18 protein-coding genes are annotated in these 23,706 nt (G+C 68.1%); 7 read left to right on the top strand and 11 right to left on the bottom strand.

All coding sequences use genetic code 11. The features are described 5' to 3' along the window. Position 1: 1 nt before the first annotated feature. From ACE3RX_RS08945 to ACE3RX_RS08930, 4 genes are all read right to left on the bottom strand, one after another. Entirely contained in the window at positions 2 to 1,213 is a 1,212-nt protein-coding gene (locus ACE3RX_RS08945; protein WP_374482496.1) for a thiolase family protein, read from the bottom strand. Between the two features lie 128 nt (positions 1,214 to 1,341). After that, the gene (locus ACE3RX_RS08940; RefSeq protein ID WP_374482494.1) at positions 1,342 to 4,095 is read right to left on the bottom strand and encodes an Hsp70 family protein; all 2,754 of its coding nucleotides are present in this window, start codon (positions 4,093 to 4,095) and stop codon (positions 1,342 to 1,344) included. A gap of 10 nt (positions 4,096 to 4,105) precedes the next feature. Next, positions 4,106 to 5,950 (bottom strand): Hsp70 family protein, encoded by a 1,845-nt coding sequence (locus tag ACE3RX_RS08935; RefSeq protein ID WP_374482492.1) that lies wholly within the window; start codon positions 5,948 to 5,950, stop codon positions 4,106 to 4,108. Continuing rightward, on the bottom strand, positions 5,947 to 6,552 hold the full coding sequence (locus ACE3RX_RS08930; protein WP_374482490.1) for a DUF2760 domain-containing protein: 606 nt from the start codon (positions 6,550 to 6,552) through the stop codon (positions 5,947 to 5,949). Before ACE3RX_RS08930 ends, ACE3RX_RS08935 begins: the two co-directional genes overlap by 4 nt. A 155-nt stretch (positions 6,553 to 6,707) precedes the next feature. Between ACE3RX_RS08930 and ACE3RX_RS08925 the strand changes: the two genes are divergently transcribed. After that, positions 6,708 to 7,118, top strand: a complete 411-nt coding sequence (locus tag ACE3RX_RS08925) for a cupin domain-containing protein (RefSeq protein WP_374482488.1) — start codon at positions 6,708 to 6,710, stop codon at positions 7,116 to 7,118. Here ACE3RX_RS08925 and ACE3RX_RS08920 read toward each other — a convergent pair. Continuing rightward, positions 7,094 to 7,825 (bottom strand): NAD(P)H-dependent oxidoreductase, encoded by a 732-nt coding sequence (locus ACE3RX_RS08920; protein WP_374482486.1) that lies wholly within the window; start codon positions 7,823 to 7,825, stop codon positions 7,094 to 7,096. The genes ACE3RX_RS08925 and ACE3RX_RS08920 overlap by 25 nt on opposite strands. A gap of 115 nt (positions 7,826 to 7,940) precedes the next feature. Here ACE3RX_RS08920 and ACE3RX_RS08915 point away from each other — a divergent pair, with 115 nt between their 5' ends. Together ACE3RX_RS08915 and ACE3RX_RS08910 are read left to right on the top strand one after the other, a co-directional pair. Continuing rightward, positions 7,941 to 8,933 (top strand): GlxA family transcriptional regulator, encoded by a 993-nt coding sequence (locus tag ACE3RX_RS08915; RefSeq protein ID WP_374482484.1) that lies wholly within the window; start codon positions 7,941 to 7,943, stop codon positions 8,931 to 8,933. Positions 8,934 to 9,089: 156 nt separating this feature from the next. Beyond that, positions 9,090 to 10,046 (top strand): alpha/beta fold hydrolase, encoded by a 957-nt coding sequence (locus ACE3RX_RS08910; protein WP_374482482.1) that lies wholly within the window; start codon positions 9,090 to 9,092, stop codon positions 10,044 to 10,046. Here ACE3RX_RS08910 and ACE3RX_RS08905 read toward each other — a convergent pair. Further along, positions 10,024 to 10,944 carry a LysR substrate-binding domain-containing protein gene (locus tag ACE3RX_RS08905; protein ID WP_374482480.1) on the bottom strand — a complete coding sequence of 307 codons (921 nt, stop codon included), beginning with the start codon at positions 10,942 to 10,944 and terminating at the stop codon, positions 10,024 to 10,026. The two genes, ACE3RX_RS08910 and ACE3RX_RS08905, sit on opposite strands and share 23 nt — an antisense overlap. 167 nt (positions 10,945 to 11,111) lie before the next feature. On the opposite strand from ACE3RX_RS08905, the gene ACE3RX_RS08900 reads away from it, so the two are divergent. Continuing rightward, the gene (locus tag ACE3RX_RS08900; protein WP_374482478.1) at positions 11,112 to 11,555 is read left to right on the top strand and encodes a PaaI family thioesterase; all 444 of its coding nucleotides are present in this window, start codon (positions 11,112 to 11,114) and stop codon (positions 11,553 to 11,555) included. Between the two features lie 46 nt (positions 11,556 to 11,601). Here ACE3RX_RS08900 and ACE3RX_RS08895 read toward each other — a convergent pair whose 3' ends face one another. Together ACE3RX_RS08895 and ACE3RX_RS08890 are read right to left on the bottom strand one after the other, a co-directional pair. After that, positions 11,602 to 11,796, bottom strand: coding sequence for a hypothetical protein (locus ACE3RX_RS08895; protein WP_374482476.1), 195 nt, complete (start codon positions 11,794 to 11,796; stop codon positions 11,602 to 11,604). Between the two features lie 232 nt (positions 11,797 to 12,028). Next, complete coding sequence (locus tag ACE3RX_RS08890) at positions 12,029 to 13,876, bottom strand: long-chain-acyl-CoA synthetase (protein WP_374482474.1); 1,848 nt, start codon at positions 13,874 to 13,876, stop codon at positions 12,029 to 12,031. Positions 13,877 to 14,143: 267 nt separating this feature from the next. Here ACE3RX_RS08890 and ACE3RX_RS08885 point away from each other — a divergent pair, with 267 nt between their 5' ends. The 3 genes from ACE3RX_RS08885 to ACE3RX_RS08875 all read left to right on the top strand — a co-directional run bounded on the left by ACE3RX_RS08885 (position 14,144) and on the right by ACE3RX_RS08875 (position 19,862). After that, positions 14,144 to 14,974 carry an alpha/beta fold hydrolase gene (locus tag ACE3RX_RS08885; protein ID WP_374482472.1) on the top strand — a complete coding sequence of 277 codons (831 nt, stop codon included), beginning with the start codon at positions 14,144 to 14,146 and terminating at the stop codon, positions 14,972 to 14,974. A gap of 6 nt (positions 14,975 to 14,980) precedes the next feature. Continuing rightward, a complete protein-coding gene (locus tag ACE3RX_RS08880; RefSeq protein ID WP_374482470.1) occupies positions 14,981 to 17,113 on the top strand; it encodes an FAD-dependent oxidoreductase in 2,133 nt (710 codons plus the stop codon). 154 nt (positions 17,114 to 17,267) lie between these two features. Continuing rightward, a complete protein-coding gene (locus ACE3RX_RS08875) occupies positions 17,268 to 19,862 on the top strand; it encodes an ATP-binding protein (protein WP_374482468.1) in 2,595 nt (864 codons plus the stop codon). Between the two features lie 12 nt (positions 19,863 to 19,874). Here ACE3RX_RS08875 and ACE3RX_RS08870 read toward each other — a convergent pair whose 3' ends face one another. From ACE3RX_RS08870 to ACE3RX_RS08860, 3 genes are read right to left on the bottom strand one after another with little or no spacing between them, the layout of a single operon-like run. After that, on the bottom strand, positions 19,875 to 21,320 hold the full coding sequence (locus ACE3RX_RS08870) for a DHA2 family efflux MFS transporter permease subunit (protein WP_374482466.1): 1,446 nt from the start codon (positions 21,318 to 21,320) through the stop codon (positions 19,875 to 19,877). 45 nt (positions 21,321 to 21,365) lie between these two features. Then, positions 21,366 to 22,499 (bottom strand): acyl-CoA dehydrogenase family protein, encoded by a 1,134-nt coding sequence (locus ACE3RX_RS08865; RefSeq protein WP_374482464.1) that lies wholly within the window; start codon positions 22,497 to 22,499, stop codon positions 21,366 to 21,368. Then, positions 22,496 to 23,704: an acyl-CoA dehydrogenase family protein gene (locus tag ACE3RX_RS08860; protein WP_374482462.1), complete on the bottom strand. Its 1,209-nt coding sequence runs from the start codon at positions 23,702 to 23,704 to the stop codon at positions 22,496 to 22,498. The genes ACE3RX_RS08865 and ACE3RX_RS08860 overlap by 4 nt, the downstream gene beginning before the upstream one ends. Positions 23,705 to 23,706 lie beyond the last annotated feature (2 nt).

Raw genomic sequence — 23,706 nt, 5'->3', positions numbered from 1 at the left:
GTCATGCTCCCTGGAGAATCAATGCGCCCTGCTCGCTCATCACGCCGCCGGTGCCGGACACGAAGACCGTGTCGCAGCGCTTCAGCTGGCGGTCGCCGGCCTTGCCGGCAATCTGCGTGAAGGCCTCGATGACCTGCGACATGCCGCCCGCCGAGCCGGCCTGGCCAAAGCTGAGCTGGCCGCCGTGGGTGTTCATCGGGAAGTTGCCGCGCCAGGTCAGGTCGTGTTCGCGCACCCAGCGCATGCCCTCGCCCTTCGGTGCGAAGCCCGCGTCTTCGAGGGTCAACAGCACGGTGATGGTGTAGCAGTCGTAGATCTGCGCCGCGTCCATGTCGGCCGGCTTCAGGCCGGCCATCGCGAAGGCGCGCGCCGACGCGGGCCCGATGGGCGTGCGGGTCATGTCCGCCGCGTAGGTCGGCGACTTGAAGGCCAGATGCTCGCCAAAGCCGGTGATACGGGCGCCGCGGTTACGCGCCTTGGCCGCCACTTCCGGCGAGGCGACGATCACCGCGGCACCGCCGGCCACCGGCATGACGATCTCCAGCACGTGCAGCGGATCGGCGACCATCTTGCTCGCCAGCACTTCGTCGGCGGTCAGCGGCTTGCCGAAGAAGATTGCATCCGGATTGGTCAGCGCGTTGGTACGCTGGTCCACCGCGATCTTGGCCATCGCCAGCGGGTCGTAGCCGTACTGGGCCGCGTAGCGCTGGGCGATCATCGCGTAGCCGGTGTTCTGGCCCATGTGCCCGTAAGGCAGGTCGAACTCCGCCTCCGGTGCGCCAAAGGCCGTGCTGTGGCCACCGAAGCGCATCGCGCGGGCCATCCACGACGGATCTTCGTCAGGGCCAAAGGGCGCCATGCGCGCCGGCAGCACACACAGCACCGCCTGGCACAGGCCCAGCTCGATGGCGGCAGCGGCCCGCCACACCATGCCCACCGAGGTACAGCCGCCCAGGTCCACGACCTCGGCGAAATTGACGCTCAGCCCCAGGTATTCGGCGGCCATCGCCGGCACGAACACCGAGGCCTCGTGAAACTGCGGACCGTTGATCACCAGCCCGTCGATGTCCGTGGCCTTGAGGCCGGCATCCGCCAGCGCGCGGGCGGCCAGGTCGGCCACCTGCTCCAGGTGGAACATGCGCGGGGCCGTCGTGTATTTCTCCGGCCTGTACTGGGCCGCGCCCACGATTGCAGCGTTTCCTTTCAGTCCCATGTGTTCTCTCGGCTCCGATGATTGGGCGCGCCACGCGGCGGCCATGGGCGCAAGATGCCACACGGCCCCGGCGCGGCAATCGTTCAAATCGACTAGGCCGGCCGGGCACTGAAAGCCCGGCGACGGGGCTAGATCAGGCGCAGCCCCGCCGGCAAGGCCTCGCCGAAGCTGAGGCGGCTTTCGGCTTCGTCCAAGCGGACGACTTCCCGCAGCATCGTGATCCAGCCCTGGGGCGCACGGATCGCCGTGAGGCGGCGGATCACCTCTTCGCGCAGCGCATCGGGCAGATCCCGACTGCGGTCGCCGGTCAGGCGGGCGATCTGCGCGGCCGCAAAGCCAGCCGCCGGCAATACCTTCCAGTCGAGGGCCAACACGGCCGCCAGCCACTCGGCGCCGATCTCGGCGGGCACCACCTGGTGCGCGCTGCCGTACAGCGACGCGCGCGCGCCGACGCGGCCGAGCGCCCAGCACGCCAGCGCCCTCTCGGCCGGACGCTGCAAGCGCTCGACCAGCCACTTGCCAACCTCGATGCGGTGCATCACCGGCACCCCCTCAAGCACCGCCGCCAAGCGCAGCATGTCATCGTAGCTGGCCTGCAGCGGCGCACGGGCCCGCCCCTCGGCGGCGGGCTCCAGATGACCGGCCAGCACCTCCAGCACCTGCAATTGCGCGGCTTCAGGCAGGCCTCCCGCCACACGGCGCCACAAGGTCCACCAGGCGCTCCAGTTGCGGCCCTCGTTGGCGTATTGGATGCCTTCGCCAAACAGCGCCCACAGCCGCTCGATACGCCACTCGTCGAGGGCCGCGCCGAGCCCCGGGCGCAGGCAGTAGCCAGCCAGGTTCAGCCACACCCGCTCGTGCTCCGCAGAACGGCGCCGGCGCCGGGCCCGCTCGAGGAGAGCGTCGAAGAGGGGGCGCAGCAGCGCCGTGTCCCATTCATCCCGAGGGCCGAGCAGGCGCTCCAGACGGGTACGCAGCTGGCGCCCCCCTCGCGGGTCTGCGTCCTTGCCCTGGCTGCCGAAGACCGTGTCGATGAGCGCGATGGCCTCGGCGAGACCGGGAGCAGCCGGCGGCGGGACTTCGGCGGCCTCGCCGCGCAACGCAAAGTCCAGCTTCCAGCGTGGAGGGTTCTCGCCCGTGCCGACGCAGTTCATCTCCAGCGTGCCGACTTCAGTCATCGTGGCACTCAGGCTCACGACCACGCTGCTGCGGCCGCCATGCGACGCAGGCAGCAATGCGGCGACAGGCGGCAGGTGAATGAAATCCGCCTGGTCTGGATCAACCAGATCGCCGGCTTGCCAGGGACTGTCGCCACTGGTCGACACAAGGTGGAAACGCACCGGCCGGCCCAGTTGCAGCGCAAAGCGGCGCTCCGGCAATACCACTTCGCGGCCGGATTCCGTGCCCCGCGGCAGCACGCAGATCGCGCTCCGCCGCCCGTCTTCCTCCAGCACCAGGAAATAGCTGCGTGCCGAACCGCCACCGATCGCCGGGCCCAGACCGGTGTGCACCTCCCGCACCAGGGCGAAGGCGACAGCCCCCCGGGCGACGGCCACATCGGGGGCGTCGTTGTGCAGCACGCGCGGTGCGCGGCCACGCCAAGCGGTGAGCACGTCCACCAGCCGCCGGCTCAGCGCGTCCGCACGGAATACGCCGCCATTGAGCAATACGGTATCCGGCACCGGGAGCCCACCGGCGGGCGGCGCGTCAGGCCCCAGGGCCGCTCTGGCCGCACTCGCATGGCGCTGCAGGAAGGCCGCCAGATGACGGGTGATCGCCGGGTCGGCCGGATACGGCAGGCCGAACTCGACGATCGCCGCCCGGCGCCGCTGCGGCTTGTCGTCGGTGCCGCCGACGGGCAGAAAGCCATCGACAACCAGCGCCTCGACCTCAGCGCGGGTCAGCACGACGGAGCGTGCCGCGCCGATCAGCCGGGAGCCCTCGCCGAGCAAGGTCACGCTGAGTTGCTCCGGCCCGTCAGCCGCCAGCAGCTGTTCCTTGACTGTCCGGCAGCGCTGCACCAGTTGTGCAAAGCGCGCCGCAGACAGGCGCTCGGTGCTCCCCAGGCGACGCTCGGCCAGATGGGCCAGGGCCAGGTCCATGTTGTCGCCGCCGAGCATCAGATGGTCGCCGACGCCGATGCGGGTCAGGCGCGGCACGCCGCCCTCCCCGACCTCCACCTGGACCAGGGTGAGGTCTGTGGTGCCGCCGCCTACGTCGCAAACCAGCACCAGACGCGACCCGTCGAGTTCGCTGGCGAGCTGTTCGCGGTGACGGAACAGCCAGTCATGAAAGGCCGCCTGGGGTTCCTCGACGAGGCGCAATTGCGGCAGGCCGGCCAGCCGCGCAGCCTCAACGGTAAACGCACGGGCACCTTCGTCGAAGGATGCGGGCACCGTGAGCACGATGTCCTGCGCCGCCAGCGGGGCATCCGGAAAACGCGCATCCCAGGCGGCGCGCACATGGGCAAGATAGCCGGCGCTGGCGACCACTGGCGACACGCGGGGCACATCATCAGCGGCCCCCCACGGCAGGATGGGCGCGCTGCGGTCAACGCCCGCATGGGACAGCCAGCTCTTGGCGCTGGCCACCAGACGCCCCGGCACCTGGGCGCCCAGATCGCGGGCGTAACTGCCGATGATCGCCGGCGGGCCCTCATCCCCGTCCGAGGCCGCCTGCCACGGCAGGCTCAGCGAGGGCGTATCCAGCTCGCCGGGTGCCGGGTGGTAGCGCAGCGAGGGCAGCAGCGGACGGGCCGCGACCTCGCCACGGCCCACGAACTGCTCGATGGCCAGCAACTCGATGCGCGCGTCGCCCGGCGCCGCGTAGGCAACGACCGTGTTGCTGGTGCCGAGGTCGATACCTACGGTGTAGCGGCCCACGGCCTCCCGCTCAGACGCCACCTTCACCGCGCACGTCAAACTGCACCTTCCAGCGCTGATGGCCGCCGACTGGCAGCGCCTCGAGCTCCAGCGTGCCGGTTTCGGTGATGCGGGCGTGCAGCTTCACACGCACGACCTCGCCGGGCACGCGGCCTTCGGCGGGCAGCGTGGCCTCGATCTCCTCCAGCTCCTGCAATTCATCCGGCGCCCAGAAATCCAGCGTGCTGCCGACCTGGTCCTGGCGACGCACGGACGAACCAAAGAAGCGGAAGCGCACCGGTTCGCCGACGACCAGGCCGAACTCCTGCTCGGGCAGCGCCGCGTCGGTGCCCTCCTCCATGCCGAAGGGGGCCAGGCATAGGGCCTGCACCGGCGGCTCCATGCCGGGGATCGCCGGCATCGCCGACTCCACCGCCACGTAGTAGGCCCGCGCCGTGCCGCCACGAATACGCACGCCGCGCCCGCGCCGGACATAGCCGTAATAGGCGGCACCGCGCGCCACGGCCAGATCCAGGTCGGCCCCGCCGAGCAGGCGGGCCGGCGCGGCACCTTCAGCCGCCAGCCAGCCGTTGAGGATGTCCAGCACGCGGCCGGCGATGAGCTCGGACTTGAGCACGCCGCCGTTGAAGAGCACGGCGGTCGGGTGCAGGAAGCTCTCGTTGGCTGCCGACGCACCGGCAAAACCTTCCAGTTCTGCCGTCGCATCGAGCTGACGGCCGAGGAAGGCGGCCAGATGGCGGGTGATCGCCGCGTCCTGCGCATAGGGCAGGCCCAGCTGGGTCAAAGCCCCGCGCGCCCGCGTCTGCGGCCGGTCGGTCGCGGCGACCTGCGGGAAGAAGCCGGTGACCAGGCTGGCCGTCAGTTCGTCACGGGTAAGCTCGGTGCGGATCGAGCCGCCGATCAGCCTCGAACCGCGGCTCGGCACGACGATGGGCACGCTCATCACCGTGGAATCGGATAGCAGCGTCTCCTTCGCCCCGCGACAGGCGTGAGCCAGCGCCCGCGTCTGCCAGGGATCGAGCTGGGAGCCCTGGGCGGCGAGCTTGCGCGCGACGCCGTAGGCCAACGCCAGGTCCATGTTGTCGCCGCCGAGCAGGATGTGCTCGCCGACCGCCACCCGATGCAGTTCCAGGTTGCCTTCCTGCTCCAGCACCGCGATCAGCGACAGGTCGGTGGTGCCACCGCCGACGTCCACCACCAGGATCAGATCGCCCTTGCGCACCTCCTTGCGCCATTGCCCGCCGCTCTTCTGAATCCAGCTGTAGAGCGCGGCCTGCGGTTCCTCGAGGAGCGTCATCGGGCCGTAGCCGGCGGCCTGGGCCGCCTCGGCGGTGAGCTCGCGGGCCGCCGGATCGAAGGACGCCGGGATCGTGACGGTCACGTCCTGCTCGGCGAAGGGCGCTTCCGGGTGGGCCAGGTTCCAGGCGTCGCGCAGATGGGACAGGTAGCGGATCGACGCGGTGAGCGGCGAGATCCGCGGCACGTCGGCCGAGGCTTCGGCCGGCAGGATCGCCGCGCGGCGGTCCACGCCCGCGTGGCACAGCCAGCTCTTTGCGCTCGACACCAGACGAATCGGAGTGGCGGCACCGCGGCTGCGCGCAAACTCACCAACCGCGAAGTCCTGGGTGCGCGACCACGGCAGATGGAGATCGCCGTCGGCGAGCTCGTCGGCGTGGGGCAGATACAGGAAGGACGGCAGCAGCGGGCGTTCATCCACGGTGCCCGGACCGCTGAGCTGCGGAATCGCCAGCACCTGCTGGACGGCCTTCTCGCCGTCGCTGGCCTCGATGTCCACATAGGACAAGGCGCAGTGGGTCGTGCCGAGATCGATGCCGATCGTGTAGCGCGCGCTCACAGCTCCACCTCGGCCTGGGCGATGATGGACGTATCGTGGCCGTCGGCCAGGCTGGGCAGGCGGCTCTCGGTGACCCGCCAGCCCCGGTGGCTGAGGCTACCGGTGAAGGGGGGGCTGCCGACGACGTTGCCGGTCAGGCGCACAGCCGCGGCGTCGAAACCCTCTGCCAGCGTCACGCGGCTGCCCTCGCTCTCCTTGCGCACCGGCTCGATACGGAAGTGCTCGTTCAACACCTTGCGGCAGCCTTCGTGCACGACCCGCGCGGCGGCACCGATATCGGCGTCGGAATACGCGGCGATATCCTCCTGCACGAAGTCGATGAGGCGTGCATCCCGCTGCAGCAGCCCCAGCAGCTGCTGCGCCGCCTCGTGGGGAGCGCGTTGCAGCACTGCCGGTGCCACCGGCGCGGCGGGCGCTGCCGGCGCTACCGGAGGTACAGGTGCTACCGGGGCAACCGGCTGCGGCTGCGGCTGCGGAGCATGGTCAACGCCGTCCCGCAGGCCAGCGACCCGCGCGGCAAAACCGGAGTCGGTCAGTATGGACAGGAAGCTGCCGCAGGCCAGCGCGATGCGACGCGGGAAGGAAAGCGGAGTTTGAGACATGGGAACACCAGGCTGTTGATTTTGTCGCGTCGCAATATAACCCACTCGGGGCCGACGAACGATTCTTCCGCAGCGCCTGGCGCTTCCGCCCCGGCTTGGCTAGCTTTACAGCAGCACCATGCTCTCGCCGTGGTAGCCCCCGCAAGGAGCCCTGCATGTCACCCTACCGTCCATCCCAGACCGTCGTCGCGGTGCGCCCCGACAGTGAAGTCCTCACCAGTCAGCGGCTACCCTATTTTGTCGGTATCTCCGGCGCCACCGCCGGCAGTGGCGGCTTGTCCATGCATCTGGTGGTGATTCCGCCGGGCGGCATGTCAGCGCCCCACCTGCACCGCGGCCACGAAACGGCGATCTACGTCCTCGCCGGGCGTGTCGAGACACGCTATGGCCCGGGGCTGCGCGACAGCGTGATCAGTAGCGCCGGCGACTTCCTGTTCATTCCGCCGGACGTGCCCCATCAAGCCATCAACCTCAGCAGCGATGAACCGGCCCGCGCGATCGTCGCCCGAAACGATCCGGCCGAGCAGGACAAGGTCGTGCCTTACGACCCGGCCGAGGCGCACTGAGCGGCCGTGGCGAGGGGCCGCAGCCGATCGTCGTAATCGGAGAGGCTCGGAAACTGCAGCGGCACGTCGCCTTCGATTGAGCGCAGGCGAAGCCTCCAGTCGTCCATGATCCCATTGCGCGCTTCTTCGCTGATGTAGGGAATGTGCCAGCCGACGAAGGGCGGCAGCACCTCCAGACCGGCATAGCCCAGCGTGCCCTGCAGCAGGTGGCGCAGCATGCCGTCCAGCGGGCCGTGGATGCCCTCCGGCCCGAACATGTGCTCCTGGCCACCCAGCGTAAGGCCGACCAAGGCACGGCGGCCAACTAGCCCACCCCGGTCGTAGACACGCTTGCCGCCATAGACCTGGCCGGACACGAAGACCCGGTCGATCCAGCCCTTCAGCATGGCCGGCGTCGAGAACCAGAAGACCGGGAACACCAGCACCAGCAGGTCGCACCACAACAGCTTGTCGAGCTCTGCCTGAATGTCCGCGCTGAGCGTGCCAGTGCTCGCTCCATGTCGCTGTTCGAGGGCGTAGACGCAGTAGTCGGGGTTGGCGCGCTCGCCGAAGTCCGCCGCCGAGGCCACCGGCTGGAACCCCATCGCGTACAGGTCGGACACCTGCACCTCGTGGCCCTGGCGCTGAAACTCTTCAACCGCTGCCGATTTCATTGCGGAACAGAAGGACTTCGGCTCGGGATGGGCGTGAACGATGAACACTTTCATGAACGGGCTCCGTTTCTGATCGGTAGGTGGTAGTGAATACGAACGCAGTTTAGAAATCGGGTGCTGATGTGTAGAGTGGCGGAACTGACTATTTTTGTGCGAAATCCGCCAAACCATGATCCGCGCCGCCATCCTTGCCTTTGACGAATGCCATGCCTCCAGCGTCGGTGGCTTTGCCGACATCCTGCAGGTCGCCAACGCCCATCTGGTGCACCGGCAAGGCGCGGCGGCTGAGCAGTTCGAGTGGCAGTTCGTGTCGCTTTCGGGCCAGCCCGCCGTGGCGAGCAATGGCTTGTCATTGGCAACCCGCCAGCTGGAGTCTGGCGAGCACTACGACCTCGTCTTTGTTCCCAGCCTGCACTACGGCGGGCGGCAGGCGTTCGAGCAGATCCTCACCGCCCAGGCCGACACCTGCGCCTGGCTGGTCGCCCAGTGGCAGGCCGGCGCGTGGGTGGCCGCCAACTGCACCGGCACCTTCATCCTGGCCCAGACCGGCCTGCTCGACGGCAAGGCCGCAACCACCACTTGGTGGCTGGAGCAGCAATTCCGTGCCCGCTACCCGCAGGTGGACCTGCAACTGCGCTCGGTGATCACCGAGGCGGAACGGCTGGTCTGCGCCGGCGCCTCGGCCTCCTACCTGCTGCAGGCGATCCGCGTCATCGAGCGCTTCGTCGGACAGGCCATCGCCTCGCAGGTGGCCCGCAGCATGCTGATCGACGTCAGCCAGACCAGCCAGGTGCCCTACTTGCCGCTGCTGGCCGAACGCGACCACGCCGACGCGCTGGTGGAACGCGCCCAGCAGTGGCTGCAGCGCCACATGACGCAAGAGCTGCGCATCTCCGAGCTCGCCCAGGCACTGGCGGTCAGCGATCGCACGCTGATCCGGCGCTTCAAGGCCGCGCTGCAGCAGACGCCGCTGGCCTACCTGCAGGATCTCCGCCTCGAGGCCGCCCGCCGCCTGCTCGAAACCGGCGACCTGAGCGTCGACCTCATCGCCGGCGAAGTCGGCTACACCGACACCAGCTCCTTCTCGCGCCTCTTCCGGCAACGCGTCGGCATGAGCCCCGGCGCCTATCGCAACCGCTTCCAGCTCAACGGAACACCGTGACCCAGCGGACAAGGCGCCAGACATCGCGGACTTTTCCACCACGTGCCAGCTCCTGCATTCCGCACAGGAATGCGTTGCGACCAAAAACTCGGTTGAGCCCCTGGGCTGTCGGCCGTAGGCTCAAGGCCATCCCGATCCACAGCACCCGCCGCCGTCATGCAAGCAACGCCTGCCAAACCCTTACGGATGGACATTCCCGCGGTAGATGGCTTCCCTCTCCACGCCCATGCTTGGATCCACGAGGTGGCAGAAAGCCACGACCGGGCGCCGGTGGTCATCATCAATCCGGCCACCTCCGTCCATAGCCGCTACTACAGCCGCTTTGCCGATTTTCTGCACGGCCAGGGATTCAACGTCATCACCTACGACTACCGGGGCATCGGCGGCTCGCGGCCGCACAGGATGCGCGGCTTCGAGGCCAGCTGGCTGGACTGGGGCAGCAAGGACTTCGAGGGCGTGCTCCGCTTCGTGAGCCAGCGCTTCGCAGGGCATCCCATCCACGTCGTGGCCCACAGCGTCGGCGGCTTCCTGGTCGGCATGGCACCGTCGAACCACCTGATCGCGCGCGTTTTCACGATGGGCTCGCAGTTTGCCTACTGGCGGGACTACGCCGAGCACAAGCGGCTGGCGATGTACCTGCGCTGGCATGTGCTGATGCCGGCTCTGACCGCCGTGTTCGGCTACTTTCCGGGCAAGCGGCTCGGCTGGCTGGAGGATACGCCGCGGGGCGTCGTGCGCGACTGGGTCGCGCCCCACCCGCGCTTCGAGGACATCTACCGCTCCGGCCCGCAGGCGCTATCGGCCGAAGCGCGCACGCAACTGGTCGAATCCTTTGCCCGCGTCACCGCGCCCACACTGGCGCTATCGACCAGCGACGACGAGTTCGGCACGGTGCCGGCCATCCACCGGCTGCTCCGCTACTACGAACGCAGCCCGTCCACCCACCTGCGCCTCGAGCCGGAGGCCCTCGGGCTCGAGGCGATCGGGCACTTCGCCTTCTTCAACGCTCGTTTCGCCGACTCCCTGTGGCGCATCCCGCTGGACTGGCTACGCGACGGCGCGCTGACGGACGACCTGCCCTACCGGCAGATCAGGCTGGAGCCACGTCGGTAAGCCGTGCCTCGGCACGGATCCAGTCGATCAGCGCCCGCACCTGCTTGCTCGGCTCGGCGTCCCGCTGGATCAGGTAGTGAGCCTTGTCGGACTGCGGCCCTGGCAGCGGGGTCGAGAGCGCGACCAGGCGGCCGTCGGCCAGCATCGGCGCGATCAGCTGCCCACGGCCCAGTGCAATGCCCTGGCCGGCGACGGCAGCATGGATGACCTGGTCGTATAGATTGAAGCGCAGTACGCCCTTCGGCTTCACCCCGACCCAGCCCTGGGATTCCAGCCAGCGGCTCCACTGCCACCAGGGCGACGGCTCGCCCTCGAATTCCAGCAGCGTGACGCCTTCGATCAGCGCGGGGCTGTCGAGGCGGGTCAGCCCCAGGCTGGGGTGGGCCACCGGGAAAAGCGTCTCGCCGAACAGGCGGCTCGCCCCCGCCGGCATTGCGGATTCAGCGCAATAGCGGATCGCAATGTCGAGCCCGTCCTGGCGCAGATCCACCACCTCGTTGTTCGCCGACAGGCGCACCTCCACATCCGGGTGCAGGCTCTGGAACTCCCGCAGCCGGGGCAACAGCCACAGGCTGACGAAACCGATGCTGGCGGTGATCGTCACCGGACGGCGGCGCAGGCTGTCTTCCAGCACGCCGAGGGCGTCCTGCAAGGTCTGCATGGCGGCATCCGCGGCCAGGAACAGCTGCTCCCCTTCCGCCGTGAAGCGGATGGAGCGGTGGCCCCGCTCAAACAACTTGACGCCAAGGGCGGCCTCCAGCGCATGGATCTGGCGGCTGACTGCCGACTGAGTGAGGAAGAGGTCGCCCGCCGCCAAGGTAATGCTCATCCGCCGCCCCACGGCGACGAAGCGCCGTAGCAGATCGACCGACGGAATCCTCGACAGGCTGACTGACATTCCATTTCCTCATGCTGGGCACTGAAAAACTCATTTGAGCGCGCCGTATTGCTGCATTCTAATGGGCGAACCCGCCAATCAGCCACCAGACCAACATGAGCACGGAGCATGCGACGACAGGATAAACCTGCCCGATCGCCCAGCCGATAAACACAGGAGACAGTTCAGTGACCCCTATTTCCGACCCGCACTTCGCCGAACGCGTGCGAGCCAGTTTCGACAAGCAGAACGCCATGCATCTGGTGAAAGCGAGCCTGCCCGTCGTCGAGCATGGCCTGACGGAGATCCACGTTCCGCACTGGAGCGGCATCGAGCAGCAACACGGCTTCGTGCACGGCGGCGTGGTCGGCATGATCGCCGACTCCGCCGCCGGCTACGCGGCGATGAGCATGGTGCCGGCCAGTGCCTCGGTGCTGACGGTGGAATACAAGATGAACCTGCTCGCGCCGGCGGATGGCGAAAAGCTGGTTGCCAGAGGGCAGGTCGTCCGTCCGGGTCGAACCCTGATCGTGACCAAGGCTGAAGTCTTCGCGCTGAAGGACGGCAAGGAGACGCTATGCGCCTTGATGCAGCAGACCATCATGGTCATGCAGGGCAAGGCGGAAAAATAGCGCCCTGCCCCCGGGGCCTGCACCCGGCCCCGGAAATATCGCAGTTTCAGCGATGCGCCAGCATCGAGAAAAACTGCCCGGCCGACACGCTGGCCATCGCAATCTGCTGAGGACAGTGGCTGGACGGGCCGGTACACAGGCCGGCCTGCGCCTCGCTGGCGCCGTCACGGCCGCCGAACAGGCTGCCGAGCGCGCCCAGCGCGCCGCAGATCAGGCTCAACACGCAGAATTTGGTGATCATGGTCTTCTCCTCCGGCCCTGATGGGGCCTGTCTCGATGTGGAACTACCTTCTCAAGCCGGACAGCCGGTACGGCAACGCGTCTGTGCGCATCACTCGCCTGCTGGTCTCCTCCGGGCTCAATGGAGCATACCTTGCGCCGCGCTTTCACCGCTCACATCGTCCAAATGGACTAGATGAAAAAAAGCGGAACGCCCCCGAAGAGGCGTTCCGTAGAGCACCGCCGAAATCGGATCAGCGGAAGGGAGGAAAGCCTGCGCTCGCCAGGGCTTCGGGCGAATAGGGTCGATAGGTGCGCTGGCTTTCGTCGCGCACATAGAGCGGATCGTCGAAGGCGGTCGGGTCGTAGCCCTGACGCTGCAGGTCCACCTTGCGCAGCTTGAAGGACGCGGTCAGATCGGCGGTCTGCGCCACACGTACAAACTGCGGCGCGGCGTAGCGCGGCAGGCGCTCCTCCGTCAGCGCATAAAACGCGTCGGCATCGAAGGCCTGGCCATCCTGCATCAGGATCGCCGCCATCCCGGCCCGCCCTTCATGCTCGGGCACTTGCACGCCATAGATGTTGATCAGCTCTGCGCCGGGGTAGTCGGACAGCGCATCGGCGACCTCCTGGGTGGACACGTTCTCGCTCTTCCAGCGGAAGGTGTCGCCGATCCGGTCCACGAAGTAGAAATAGCCGTCCTCGTCGTAGCGCAGCAGATCGCCAGAGCTCCAGTAGGCATCGCCCTTGGTGAACACATCGCGGAGGATCTTGTTCTCGGTGGCCTCCGCCGACGTATAGCCCTCGAAGCGGCCGCCGCCGATGTCCGGGTGATCCACGATGAAGCCGATGCCCTCGCCCACCTCGCCCGGTTGGCACAGGATGTAGAAGCCGCGGTCATCGCGCGGATGGGCTTCGCTCTCCACGTCGTAGCGCACCAGCCGGAAGTTGGTCTTCTCCCAGTAGGGCACGCGGCCGCAGGAGCCCAGGCGGTCGTCCAGGTTGATCAAGGCTGTATTGGCCTCGGTGGAACCCCAGCCCTCGAAGATCTGCACCGGACCGAAGCGCTCTACCCAGCGCTGCCAGATCTCCGGCGTCAGCCCGGCGCCCATCATGCAGCGCACGCTGTTGTCGCGCTCGGCAGCACTTGGCGGCTGGTTGATGAGGTAGCGACAGATCTCGCCGATGTACTGGCAGACGGTGATCCCGTTGCGCTGCACATCGAGCCAGAACTCCCGCACGCTGAACTTGCGGCGCACCACGATGGCCGCGCCGGCCTTCAACGCCGTAGATGTCACCGAGGTGGCCGCCGCCCCGTGGTAGAGAGGCAGGCAACAATAAAAGACGTCATCCGGTGTCGCGTTGATAGTCACCACCATTACATCGCCAGAGGACATCCAGCGCATGTGGCTGTAGCGCGCCGCCTTCGGCAGGCCAGTGGTGCCGGACGTGAAGATCAGCAGCGTCGGCGTCTCGGCAGTGGTCGCTGCCCGCTGGCTGCGCTCGAAGCGCGCGCGGGGTGCGGCCGCCACGGATTCCGCAAAGCCCGCGTCGGCGATCCCGCCACCTTCGCCCACAAACGGCTTCTCGGCATCCGGCACGCGCCACAGCAGCAGGTCCGGCAGCCCCTCGGTGGCCACGAAATTGGCCAGACACTCATCGCCGACCAGCGCAGCCCGCGCACCCGTGCTTTCCAGCGCATGCACCAGCGGCCGTCCGCTCACCTGGGTGTTGATGAAGGCCACCACCACGCCGAGCTTGACCAGGCCGAACCAGTTGAAGAAGAACTCGGGCCGGTTCTCCAGAGCCAGCGCGCACACGTCGCCGGCACGCAGGCCATGGGCGTAGGCTGCATGGGCCACCTGGTTGCTGCGGGCGTCCACCTCCGCGTAGCTGAAGCGCTGGCCGCCGTAGATGATGAAGGGCCGCTCGCCGTGGCGGTCTGCCTGTTCCTCCAGGCGGTCGGCGATGGTGTACAGGTCGCGGGGCTTGATCAGGGCGCCGGCGGCGGCGCGACGATCGAGCTTGGCCTGCGTGACATCCCGGGAAACGAGGGTTCCCCGTGGGTCAGCGCTATTGTGGTGTGCATCGGAAGCGTTCATGCACGGTCTCCCCGGTCAAGTCGAGCTTGGTGTGGTTGGTCTTGATGCGGGAGCGGTATCTGCGCCCGCTCCATCGGTGCCCATCATTCCCGCGCCCCATGCCGCAAACATCGTCCGGAAAGACTAATCACGCTGGCACCACCCCTCATGGCACAGCTGGTCTGAACGGACGATGCCCGCCCTCCGCGGCGGGCGCAGCATCCGCGCAGACCTCCGCCCCGGGCCGCAATCCGGCCCATCGGCGGCGCCAACAGGAGACCCATCGCGATGACATCCCACGACCTTCCGCTTCCTCTCGACCGCTTCGCCGAGCTACCCGGCGGCCTGCGCCTGCACTACCTGGACATCGGCCGCGGCCCGGTCGTCGTATGGCTGCACGGCAGCGGCCCCGGCGCCAGCGGCTATAGCAACTTCAAGGGGAACTACCCGGCATTCGCGGAAGCGGGATTCCGCAACCTGGTGCTGGACCTGCCGGGCTTCGGCCGTTCCGACAAGCCCTCGGACGTCCGCTACGACCTGGATTTCTTCGTGTCCTGCCTGCGCGGCTTCCTCGACGCCCTCGGCATCGACCGCTGCACGCTGCTGGGTAACTCCCTCGGCGGCGCCATTGCCCTGGGCGCGGCGCTGGCCCACCCGGAGCGCGTGGAAAAGCTGATCCTGATGGCGCCCGGCGGTGTCGAGGAGCGCGAAACCTATTTCCGCATGCCGGGCATCGTCCGCATGGTCGAGACCTACAATGCGGGCCCGATGGGCGTGGAAGAAATGCGCCACGTGATGAGCCTGCAGCTCTACGACGCCAGCCAGCTGGAGGAAGCCATGCTCGCCGAACGGGCCGCCGTGGCGGTGACCCAGCCGGCCAACCTGTTCTCGACGATGATGGTGCCCAACATGACCGAGCGCCTGCACGAGCTGCGCTGCCCGGTGTTCGGCTTCTGGGGCACCGACGACAACTTCAACCCGGCCTCCGGCGCGCTGAAGATCCTCGCCCACGCGCCGAACGCCCGCATCATCATGCTGAACCGCTGCGGCCACTGGGTGCAGGTGGAGCATACCGAGCTGTTCAACCGCAGCTGCCTCGACTTCCTGAACAAGGGCTGATCCGCCATGGCTGATTTCGACAACCTGCTGCAACCCGGCCGCATCGGCGGGCTGACGCTGCGCAACCGCATCGTGATGGCGCCGATGGGCTCCAACTTCGCCGAGCCCGGCGGCTTCTGCGGCGAGCGCATCCAGGCCTACTACGAAGCCCGCGCGGCCGGCGGTGCCGGCCTGCTGATCATGGGCGTCTGTGCCATTGCCTACCCGGCCGGTACCGCCGAGCCCTTCCAGGTCGGCGTCTCCGACGACAAGTTCATCCCCGGCCTGTCAGCCCTTGCCGAGCGGATCCACCACCACGGCGCCAAGATCGCCATGCAGCTCCAGCACGCCGGCAAGACCTCGGTGCGCGACATGGCTGAAGGGCGCGAGCTGTGGGTGCCGTCCATCCCGCCGGCCTTCAAGACCGACATGATGAACGCCCTCACCCGCGAGGAACTCGGCGCCTTCATCAGCTCCAGCAAGAGCCGCGAGTCCGGCGGCGTGAAGATCCGCGTGATGGACCGCGCCGACATCGCCCAGATGGTCGAATGGTTCGCGGCCGCCGCCGAGCGCGCCAAGCGCGCCGGCATGGACGGTGTCGAACTCCACGCGGGGCACGGTTACATCCTGGCCGGCTTCCTGTCGCCCTACTACAACCGCCGCGACGACGACTACGGCGGCCCGCTGGAGAACCGCGCCCGCCTGCTGCTGGAGGTGATCGCCGCGGTACGCGCCCGCGTCGGCGCCGACTTCCCGGTGTGGCTGCGCATCGACGCCGAGGAGATGCGCACCCCCGGCGGCATCACGCTGGACGACGCCAAGGCCGTGGCCCGCCTCGCGGAAGCCGCCGGCGCCGACGCGGTCAGCGTGTCGGCCTATGCCAACACCAGCACCGGCGTGGCCTTCACCGAGGCGCCGCTGGTCCAGCAGAAGGCCGGTTTTCTGCACTGGACCGCCGAGATCAAGGCCGAACTGCGCATCCCGGTGATCGCCGTCGGGCGGCTGGAGCCGGAAGTGGCCGACACCGCCATCGGTGCCGGCCAGTGCGACTTCGTCGCCATGGCGCGCAAGCTGCTAGCCGACCCGGAGCTGCCCAACAAGCTGATCGCCGGCCGGCCGCAGGACATCCGCCCGTGCATCTACTGCTACGCCTGCGTCAGCCAGATCTTCGTCAACCAGCGCGTCAAATGCGCGGTCAATCCCCTCACCGGCCATGAGTTCGAAACCCTTATCGAACCGGCCGCCACAGCGCGTCACGTGGTGGTGGTCGGTGGCGGCCCGGCTGGCATGGAGGCCGCCCGCGTGGCAGCCCTGCGCGGACATCGGGTCACCCTCGTCGAACGCAGCGCGCGCCTTGGCGGCACCTTGTTCTTCGCCGGCCTGGCCTACGCCGAGAACGGCGTGCTGCTCGACTATCTCGTCGAACAGGTGCGCCGGCTGCCCATCGAGGTCCGCCTCAACACCGCCGCCACGCCTGATCTGCTGCGCAGCCTGCGAGCCGATGCGGTGATCGTCGCCGCGGGCGCCGAGCGTAACGCGCCGGACATCCCCGGCGCCGAGCAGGACCACGTGTGGTCCGGCGACGAGCTGCGCCGCCTGATGACCGACGACCGCGCCGACGAGATCGCCAAGCGCAAGCTGTCCTTCGCCCAGCGCGCGCTGATGAAGGCCGGCAGCCTGGCCGGCGTGACCGACAGCACCGACGCCATCCAGAACCTGTCGCGCCTGTGGATGCCCCTCGGCAAAAGCGTCGCCATCATCGGCGGTGGGCTGGTCGGGCTGGAGCTGGCCGAGTTCCTGGTGGACCGGGGCCGCCGCGTGACGGTACTGGAAGAAGGCCCGAACCTCGGCCGCGAGCTGTCCATCGTGCGCCGCTGGCGGGTGCTCGACGGCCTGCGCCAGCACGGCGCGGAGCTGCTCACCAACGTCAAGGTAAGCGCCATCGACCGCAAGGCCCTGCGCTACACCGACGCCGACGGCGCCGAGCACAACCTGGCCGTCGAATCGGTGGTGCTCGCCGTTGGCGCCCGCCCGGACGACCGCCTGGCCCGCGCGCTGGAAGAGACCGGCATCCCGGTCACCGCCATCGGTGACGGTGCCGCCATCGGCTACATCGAAGGCGCCCTCGCCTCGGGCTTCAAGGCCGGCCTGGCCGTCTGAGCGGGGACATTGCTCCCCCGGGCGGTGCGGAGGATGGACCGCACCGCCCGGACACGTTACCGGACACATTCCGGCACAGCGTCGGCATGCCCATATCGGTGATAATGTTTTCGTCCCCTGCCCAGACCGATCCATCGCACACGCCATCACCCGTATGCCGTCAGCCCAAGGCACCCTGCCCAGGTTTTCCAGCCACATCTGGCTGACGCTCGGCTTGTTCATCGTGATGGTGATGACCTTCGTGTTCTACGTTCGGGCTGAGAAGCAGGTCGACCGGGCCAATGAGCTGCGCCAGCAGTCCTTCCGGCTGGCCGAGGAACTACGCCAGTCCTCCGACGACCTGACGCGCATGGTGCGAACCTATATCGTCACCGGCGACCCGCGCTACAAGACCCACTACCAGGAAATCCTCGACATCCGCGATGGCCGCCGCGCCCGCCCGGCCAACTACGACAATAGCATCTACTGGGATCTAGTCCTGACCGACGACCGCCGCCCTCGGGCCACCGGCGAGGCAGTGCCATTGATGACCCTGCTGCGCCGCGCCGGCGTCTCCGACGAGGAGTTCGCCAAACTGCAGGAGGCCAAGGTCAAGTCCGACGCGCTGACCCGCACCGAAATCGCGGCGATGACCCTGATCGAGACCGGCACACACGCCCGGCCGGCCCAACGCGAACAGGCCATCCTGATGCTCCACGACGCGGCCTACCATCGGGCCAAGGCGGGGATCATGACGCCGATCGGCGAATTCGAAAAAATGCTCGACCAGCGCACGCTGAAGGATGTGCAAGCCGCACAGGACCAGGCCATCCAGGTCCGCTCCGCCTTTGGCCTGATGCTGCTCCTGCTGGTGGCCCTGGTCCGCAGCGTCCATCGCCGCCAGAAGAAGATCCTTGGGGGCTCGGTGCTCGATGTCTATACCGCCATCGCGGAACTCGGCCGCAGCCCGCTACCGCGCCCGGCCGGAGCGGAAGGCAGCGTGCTCGACCGGCTGGCCGACACCCAGGAACGGCTGCACCAGCTTGACCAGGAACGCATCGATTCAGTCCGCGAACAGTTCCGCCTCAACCGTGCCCTGCGCCTGCTGAGCGATTGCAACCTGGTCTTGTTCTCTGCCCAGAGCGAGGCGCAACTCCTGTCCGACGTGTGCCGCCTGATCGTCGAAACCGGTGGCTACCAGATGGTGTGGGTCGGCTTCAGCGAACAGGACGAGGCGCGCAGCGTGCGCCCTGTCGCCCAGTTCGGCGAGCACGCCGACGAATACCTGTCGAACATCCGCGTATCGTGGGACGAAGCCCTCCCCATCGGGCGCGGGCCGACCGGCACGGCCGTGCGAACCGGCACCACGCAGATCATCCAGCATTTCCAGACCAACCCACGGATGGCGCCGTGGCGCACCTATGGCAACCAGTCCGGCTTCCGCTCCAGCATCGCCCTGCCCCTCAACGTCTCCCACACGACCCTAGGCGCCCTGACCCTTTACGCCGCCGACCGGGACTTCTTCAAACCACAGGAAGTGGTGCTGCTCGAAGAGCTGGCCCGCAACCTCGGCTTCGGCATCGAGACCCTGCGCACCCGCGACCAGCGGGAAGCCGCCGAAGCAGCCAGCCGCGCCAAGAGCATGTTCCTCGCCAACATGAGCCACGAGCTGCGCACGCCGATGAACGCCATCCTCGGCATGACCAGCCTGGCCCTGCGCGAAGCAAGCTCGCCGCGCCAGCAGGACCGCCTGGCGAAGATAGGCCAGGCATCCCGCCACCTTCTGCAGGTCATCAACGACATCCTCGACCTGTCGAAGATCGAGGCGGACCGCCTGGTGCTGGAACGCACGCCCTTCGCACTACGCGATGTGGTCGGCGATCTCCTCTCGCTGATCGGCAAGCAGGCCGAAGACAAGGGCCTGCAACTGCGCGTCGACATGGCCGAACCCCTGAGACAGATGCATTTTGAAGGCGACCCCCTGCGGCTCGGCCAGATCCTTCTCAACCTCGTGGGCAACGCAATCAAATTCACGGAGCACGGCTCGGTAACGATCGCGATACGCTGCCTAGAGGACACGCCGACCCACGCCCGGCTGCACATCGCTGTCACCGACACGGGCATCGGCATCACCGCCGAAGAGCAAAGCCGGCTGTTCAAGGCCTTCGAGCAGGCCGACGGCTCGATGACCCGAAAATACGGCGGAACCGGCCTGGGGCTGGCAATCAGCAAGCGTCTCGCACAGCTGATGAACGGCTCGCTGGGCGTCGACAGCGAGCCCGGTTCAGGCAGCACGTTCTGGCTGATCCTGCCCCTCGACAAGCGACAGACCGTCGGCACGCCGGACATGGGGTGCGGCCTTGATGCCGAACTGCGGCTGCGCACGGAATACGCGGGCGCCCGTGTGTTGCTGGTAGAGGACGAGCCGGTCACCCGCGAGATCGCCCATGAGCTGCTCGAACAAGCCGGCCTGCGCGTGGACATGGCAACGGACGGCGCCGAGGCCGTGGAGATGACCAGCCTGCACATCTACGCGCTGATCCTGATGGACATGCAGATGCCGCGCCTGAACGGTCTCGACGCCACCCGCGCGATCCGCCGGCAGCCCGGCCACGGGGCAACGCCGATCATTGCGATGACGGCGAATGCCTTCGACGAGGACCGCCAACGCTGCCTGGAAGCCGGCATGAACGACCACCTGGCCAAGCCGGTCGAGCCATCCGCGCTTTACGCCGCCGTGCTCCGCTGGCTGTCCGCGGCCAAGCCCTGAGATCGCAGCCGCTCACCGCGCCGCGGCATCCTCACGCGGCTTCATGCGCAGCGCCGCCACCGTCGCAACCAGGAAAGTCCCAGTGAGAAACAGGAAAGCCTCCGAATAGGCCGCATCCACGCCTGCCGGGCCCTGCCCATGCACGGCCAGCCGCCACTCCACGAACACCGCAACGATCGCAATGCCCAGCACGCCACCAAGCTGGCGGATGTAGTTGTTGACCATCGACGCCTCGCCGAGCTGGCGCGGCTGCAGGTGGCGCAGCGTGGCCAACGTCAGCGCCGGGATGATCAGCCCCAGGCCGATGCGCCCGGCCACCGTCACCCACAGCAGCTCGCCGTAACTGATGGCCTTGCCGCGCATCGCGAAGAACAGGAATGACAGGCCGAACAGCAGCAAGCCGCCCACGGTGATCCAGCGCGGCGAATGGCGGTCGGCGAGGATGCCGGCCAGCGGGATCGTCACCGCCAGCGCAAAGCCGGACGGCATCAGCGCCAGGCCCGCAGGTGTCGCCTGGTAGCCCAGCGCGTTCTGCAGGAACACCGGGATCAGGTAGGTGGACGCATACACGCCGACGCCGTAGGCGAAGGACACCACGATGCCCATCGCAAACGAGCGCTCATGGAACAGGCTCAGCGCGAAGATCGGCGCCTTGGCCCGCGACGCATGGCGCACGAACAGCGTGCCGCTCAAGGCCACCACCGCCGCTTCAACAAGGCTCGCGGTCGCCAGCGGCCCCGCCTCGCGCAAGCCGGCCACCCATTCGATCAGCACCAGCGTCAGCACGCTCAGCAGCGCCACACCGTACCAGTCGAAGGGCCGCCGCAGGGTCTCGTCGGCACGGGCCAGCAAATGCATGGCCAGCACGCCGGCAATCAGGCAGAACGGCACGTTGAGGAGGAAGATCGCCTGCCAGCCGTAGCGGTCCAGCAGCATGCCGGCCAGGGTCGGCGCCACCGCCGGCGCCAGCACGATGCCGAAGCTCAGCAGCCCCGATGCCCTGCCCTGGCTGCCGGGCGGAAACAGGCGCATCACCACGATCATCGCCAGCGGCTGCTGGATGCCCGCCGCCGCGCCCTGCACGATGCGTATCGCCACCGTCGTCGCGAAGTCCGTGGCGAGGAAGCCCGCCACGCTGCTCACCGCCAGGAACAGCACCGTGCCGAGAAAAACCTGCCGGAAGCCGTAGCGGTCGAGCAGCCACGGCGTCGGCAGCATGGCGACGGTCATCGCCGCCATGTAACCGGTGATAACCCACTGGACCCGGTCCTGGCCCATGCCGAAGTAGGCCCCCATCGCCGGCACCGCCACGCTGAAGCTGGTGGTGGAGAACACCGCCGCGATGATGCCGCAGGCCACCACCGCCAGCGCCCACCACTTGTAGCGCTCGCCGTGGCGCTCCAGCAGCGCATCGCGGCTCGGCGCGGGCGGCAGCAGCGCGGCTGCGAGTCGGCTCATGGTCTGCTCCTTGTCGCTGTCACTGCTGCGCCGCGCCGATTCATCTCAGCCCTCGCCGGTAAGCGCCGCGTAGCGCTGGCTGTGGAAGTCCCCATCCCCCAGGCAGGCCTGGGCGACGCGGATGCGCTTCAGGTACAGGCCCACATCCAGCTCGTCGGTCACGCCGATGCCGCCGTGCATCTGCACCGCCTCGTTGCTGACCCGGTGGGCCGTTTCGCCGGCCTTCCACTTGGCCAGGCTGGCCAGCCGCGCCCGTTCGTCCGCACCGCATTTGGCGTCGTCGAGGGCCGCGAAGCCGGCCATCACCGTGCTGCGCGCCAGTTCCAGGTGCACATGGCACCAGGCCGCCCGATGCTGCAGGGCCTGGAAGGAACCGATGGGCGCATCGAACTGCACGCGGGTCTTCAGGTACTCCAACGTCAGCTCAAAGAGCTTCGCCGACGCGCCGAGCAGCTCCGCCGCCTGGCACAGGCGCCCACGGTCGAGGGCCGCATCGAGAACCGCCGCCGCTTCTCCCGCCGCGCCGATCCGCGCCGACGCCGGCAGGCGCACGCCGTCCAGACGCAGGCGCGCATGGTTGCGCGAGTCCACCAGGCCGGTCTGCATCACGGTGACACCCGGCGTACCGGCTTCCACCAGGAACAGACCGAGATCCGCACCCTCGCGGGCCACCACCAGCCAGCCATCCGCACCCACGCCATCGACCACGAACACCTTCTCGCCGTCCAGCCGCAGACCGTCGCCGTCGGCCACGGCCGTCAAGGCGATGGCCGACGGGTCGTGGCGAACCTGCTCATCCACCGCCAGTGCCAGGCGCTTTTCACCGGCGATGAGCGCTGGCAGCCAGGCCTCGCGCTGGGCCTGCGACCCAGCCTGTTCCAGCAGCGAGCCGGCCAGCACCACCGACGACAGCAACGGCGTCGCGCTCAGGTTGCGGCCGATCTCTTCGAACACCGGGCCGAGGCCCTGGTAGCCGAAAGCCAGCCCGCCGGACTCCTCGCCGAACGGAATACCGGTCCACCCAAGGCCGGCGATGTCCTGCCACAGTTTGGCGTCGAAGCCCTCCGCCACGCGCTCGTCACGCAGGCGGCGCTGGGCCGTCACCGGGCTGCGCGCGGAGAGGAATTCCCGCGCGGTGTCGGCGAGCAGGCGCTGCTCTTCGTTGAGGATCAGACTCATGACTGCTTGTCTCCCTGTTTGCCATCGGGCAATCCGAGCACCCGCTTGGCGATGACGTTGAGCTGGATCTCGGAGGCGCCGCCGGAAATCGTCAGCGCGAAGCTGCCCAACCAGCCCTTGGTGATGGCCTTTTCTTGCTCAGTGAACTCATCGCACTCCCAGCCCAGCGCACGGTGGCCGAGGGCATCGAGCAGCACCTCGAACTTGTCGCGCTCCTGCTCGGTGTGCACCAGCTTCATGATCGCCATCAGGCCCGACACGTCGCGGCCGACACGGGCTTCCTCCCCCATGCGCTGCACGGTGAGCGCGTAGGCATGCTCGTCCATCGCCACCGCGCTGGCGCGGGCGCGCAGGGCCACGTCGGCTGGGCGCGTGGACGCCGGCACGTAGCGCTCGATCAGCGGCAACAGGTGGAAGTGCGTCGGCAGGCTGATCTCGCCGAACTTGGACATCGCCTTGCGCTCGTGCTGCAACAGCCGCTTGGCCAGCGTCCAGCCACCGTTGAGGGGGCCGATCAGCTGGTCCTTGGGCACCTTCACGCCGTCGAAGAACACCTGGCAGAAGGCCGACTTGCCGCTGATCAGGTCGATCGGTGCCACGCTGACGCCCGGCGAACGCATGTCGAGCACGATCAGGCTGATGCCCAGGTGCTTCGGCGCGTGCGGATCGGTGCGCACCAGCGCGTACATCCAGTCCGACTTGTCACCGTAAGACGTCCAGATCTTGCTGCCGTCGATCACGTAATGGTCGCCGGCGTCGCGGGCGGTGGTCTTCAGGCTGGCCAGGTCCGAGCCGGCGTTGGGCTCCGAGAAGCCCTGGCACCAGCGGATCTCGCCGCGCGCCATCGGCCTCAGGAAGCGCTGCTTCTGTTCCTCGCTGCCGTACTCCAGCAGCACCGGCCCGAGCATCCAGATACCCAGGTTGATCTGCGGCGGCCGGCAGCGCATACGCCGCATCTCGGCCTCCAGAATGGCGTTCTGCTCCGGGTTCAGCCCTCCGCCGCCGTAGGCTTCCGGCCAGTCTGGGCAGAACCAGCCCTTGTCGCGCATACGCTCGAACCACAGGCGCTGCTCTTCCGACTGGAAGTCCACCTGACGGCCGCCCCACACCAGCCCGCCATCCGGCGTCGGGGTGCGCATGGACGGCGGGCAGTTGACGTCCAGCCAGGCGCGGGTTTCCGCGCGGAACGCGTCCATCTCACTCATCG

The organism is Zoogloea sp., assembly GCF_041914405.1.
Lineage (GTDB): Bacteria > Pseudomonadota > Gammaproteobacteria > Burkholderiales > Rhodocyclaceae > Zoogloea.
This window is presented reverse-complemented; position numbering and strand designations above follow the sequence as displayed.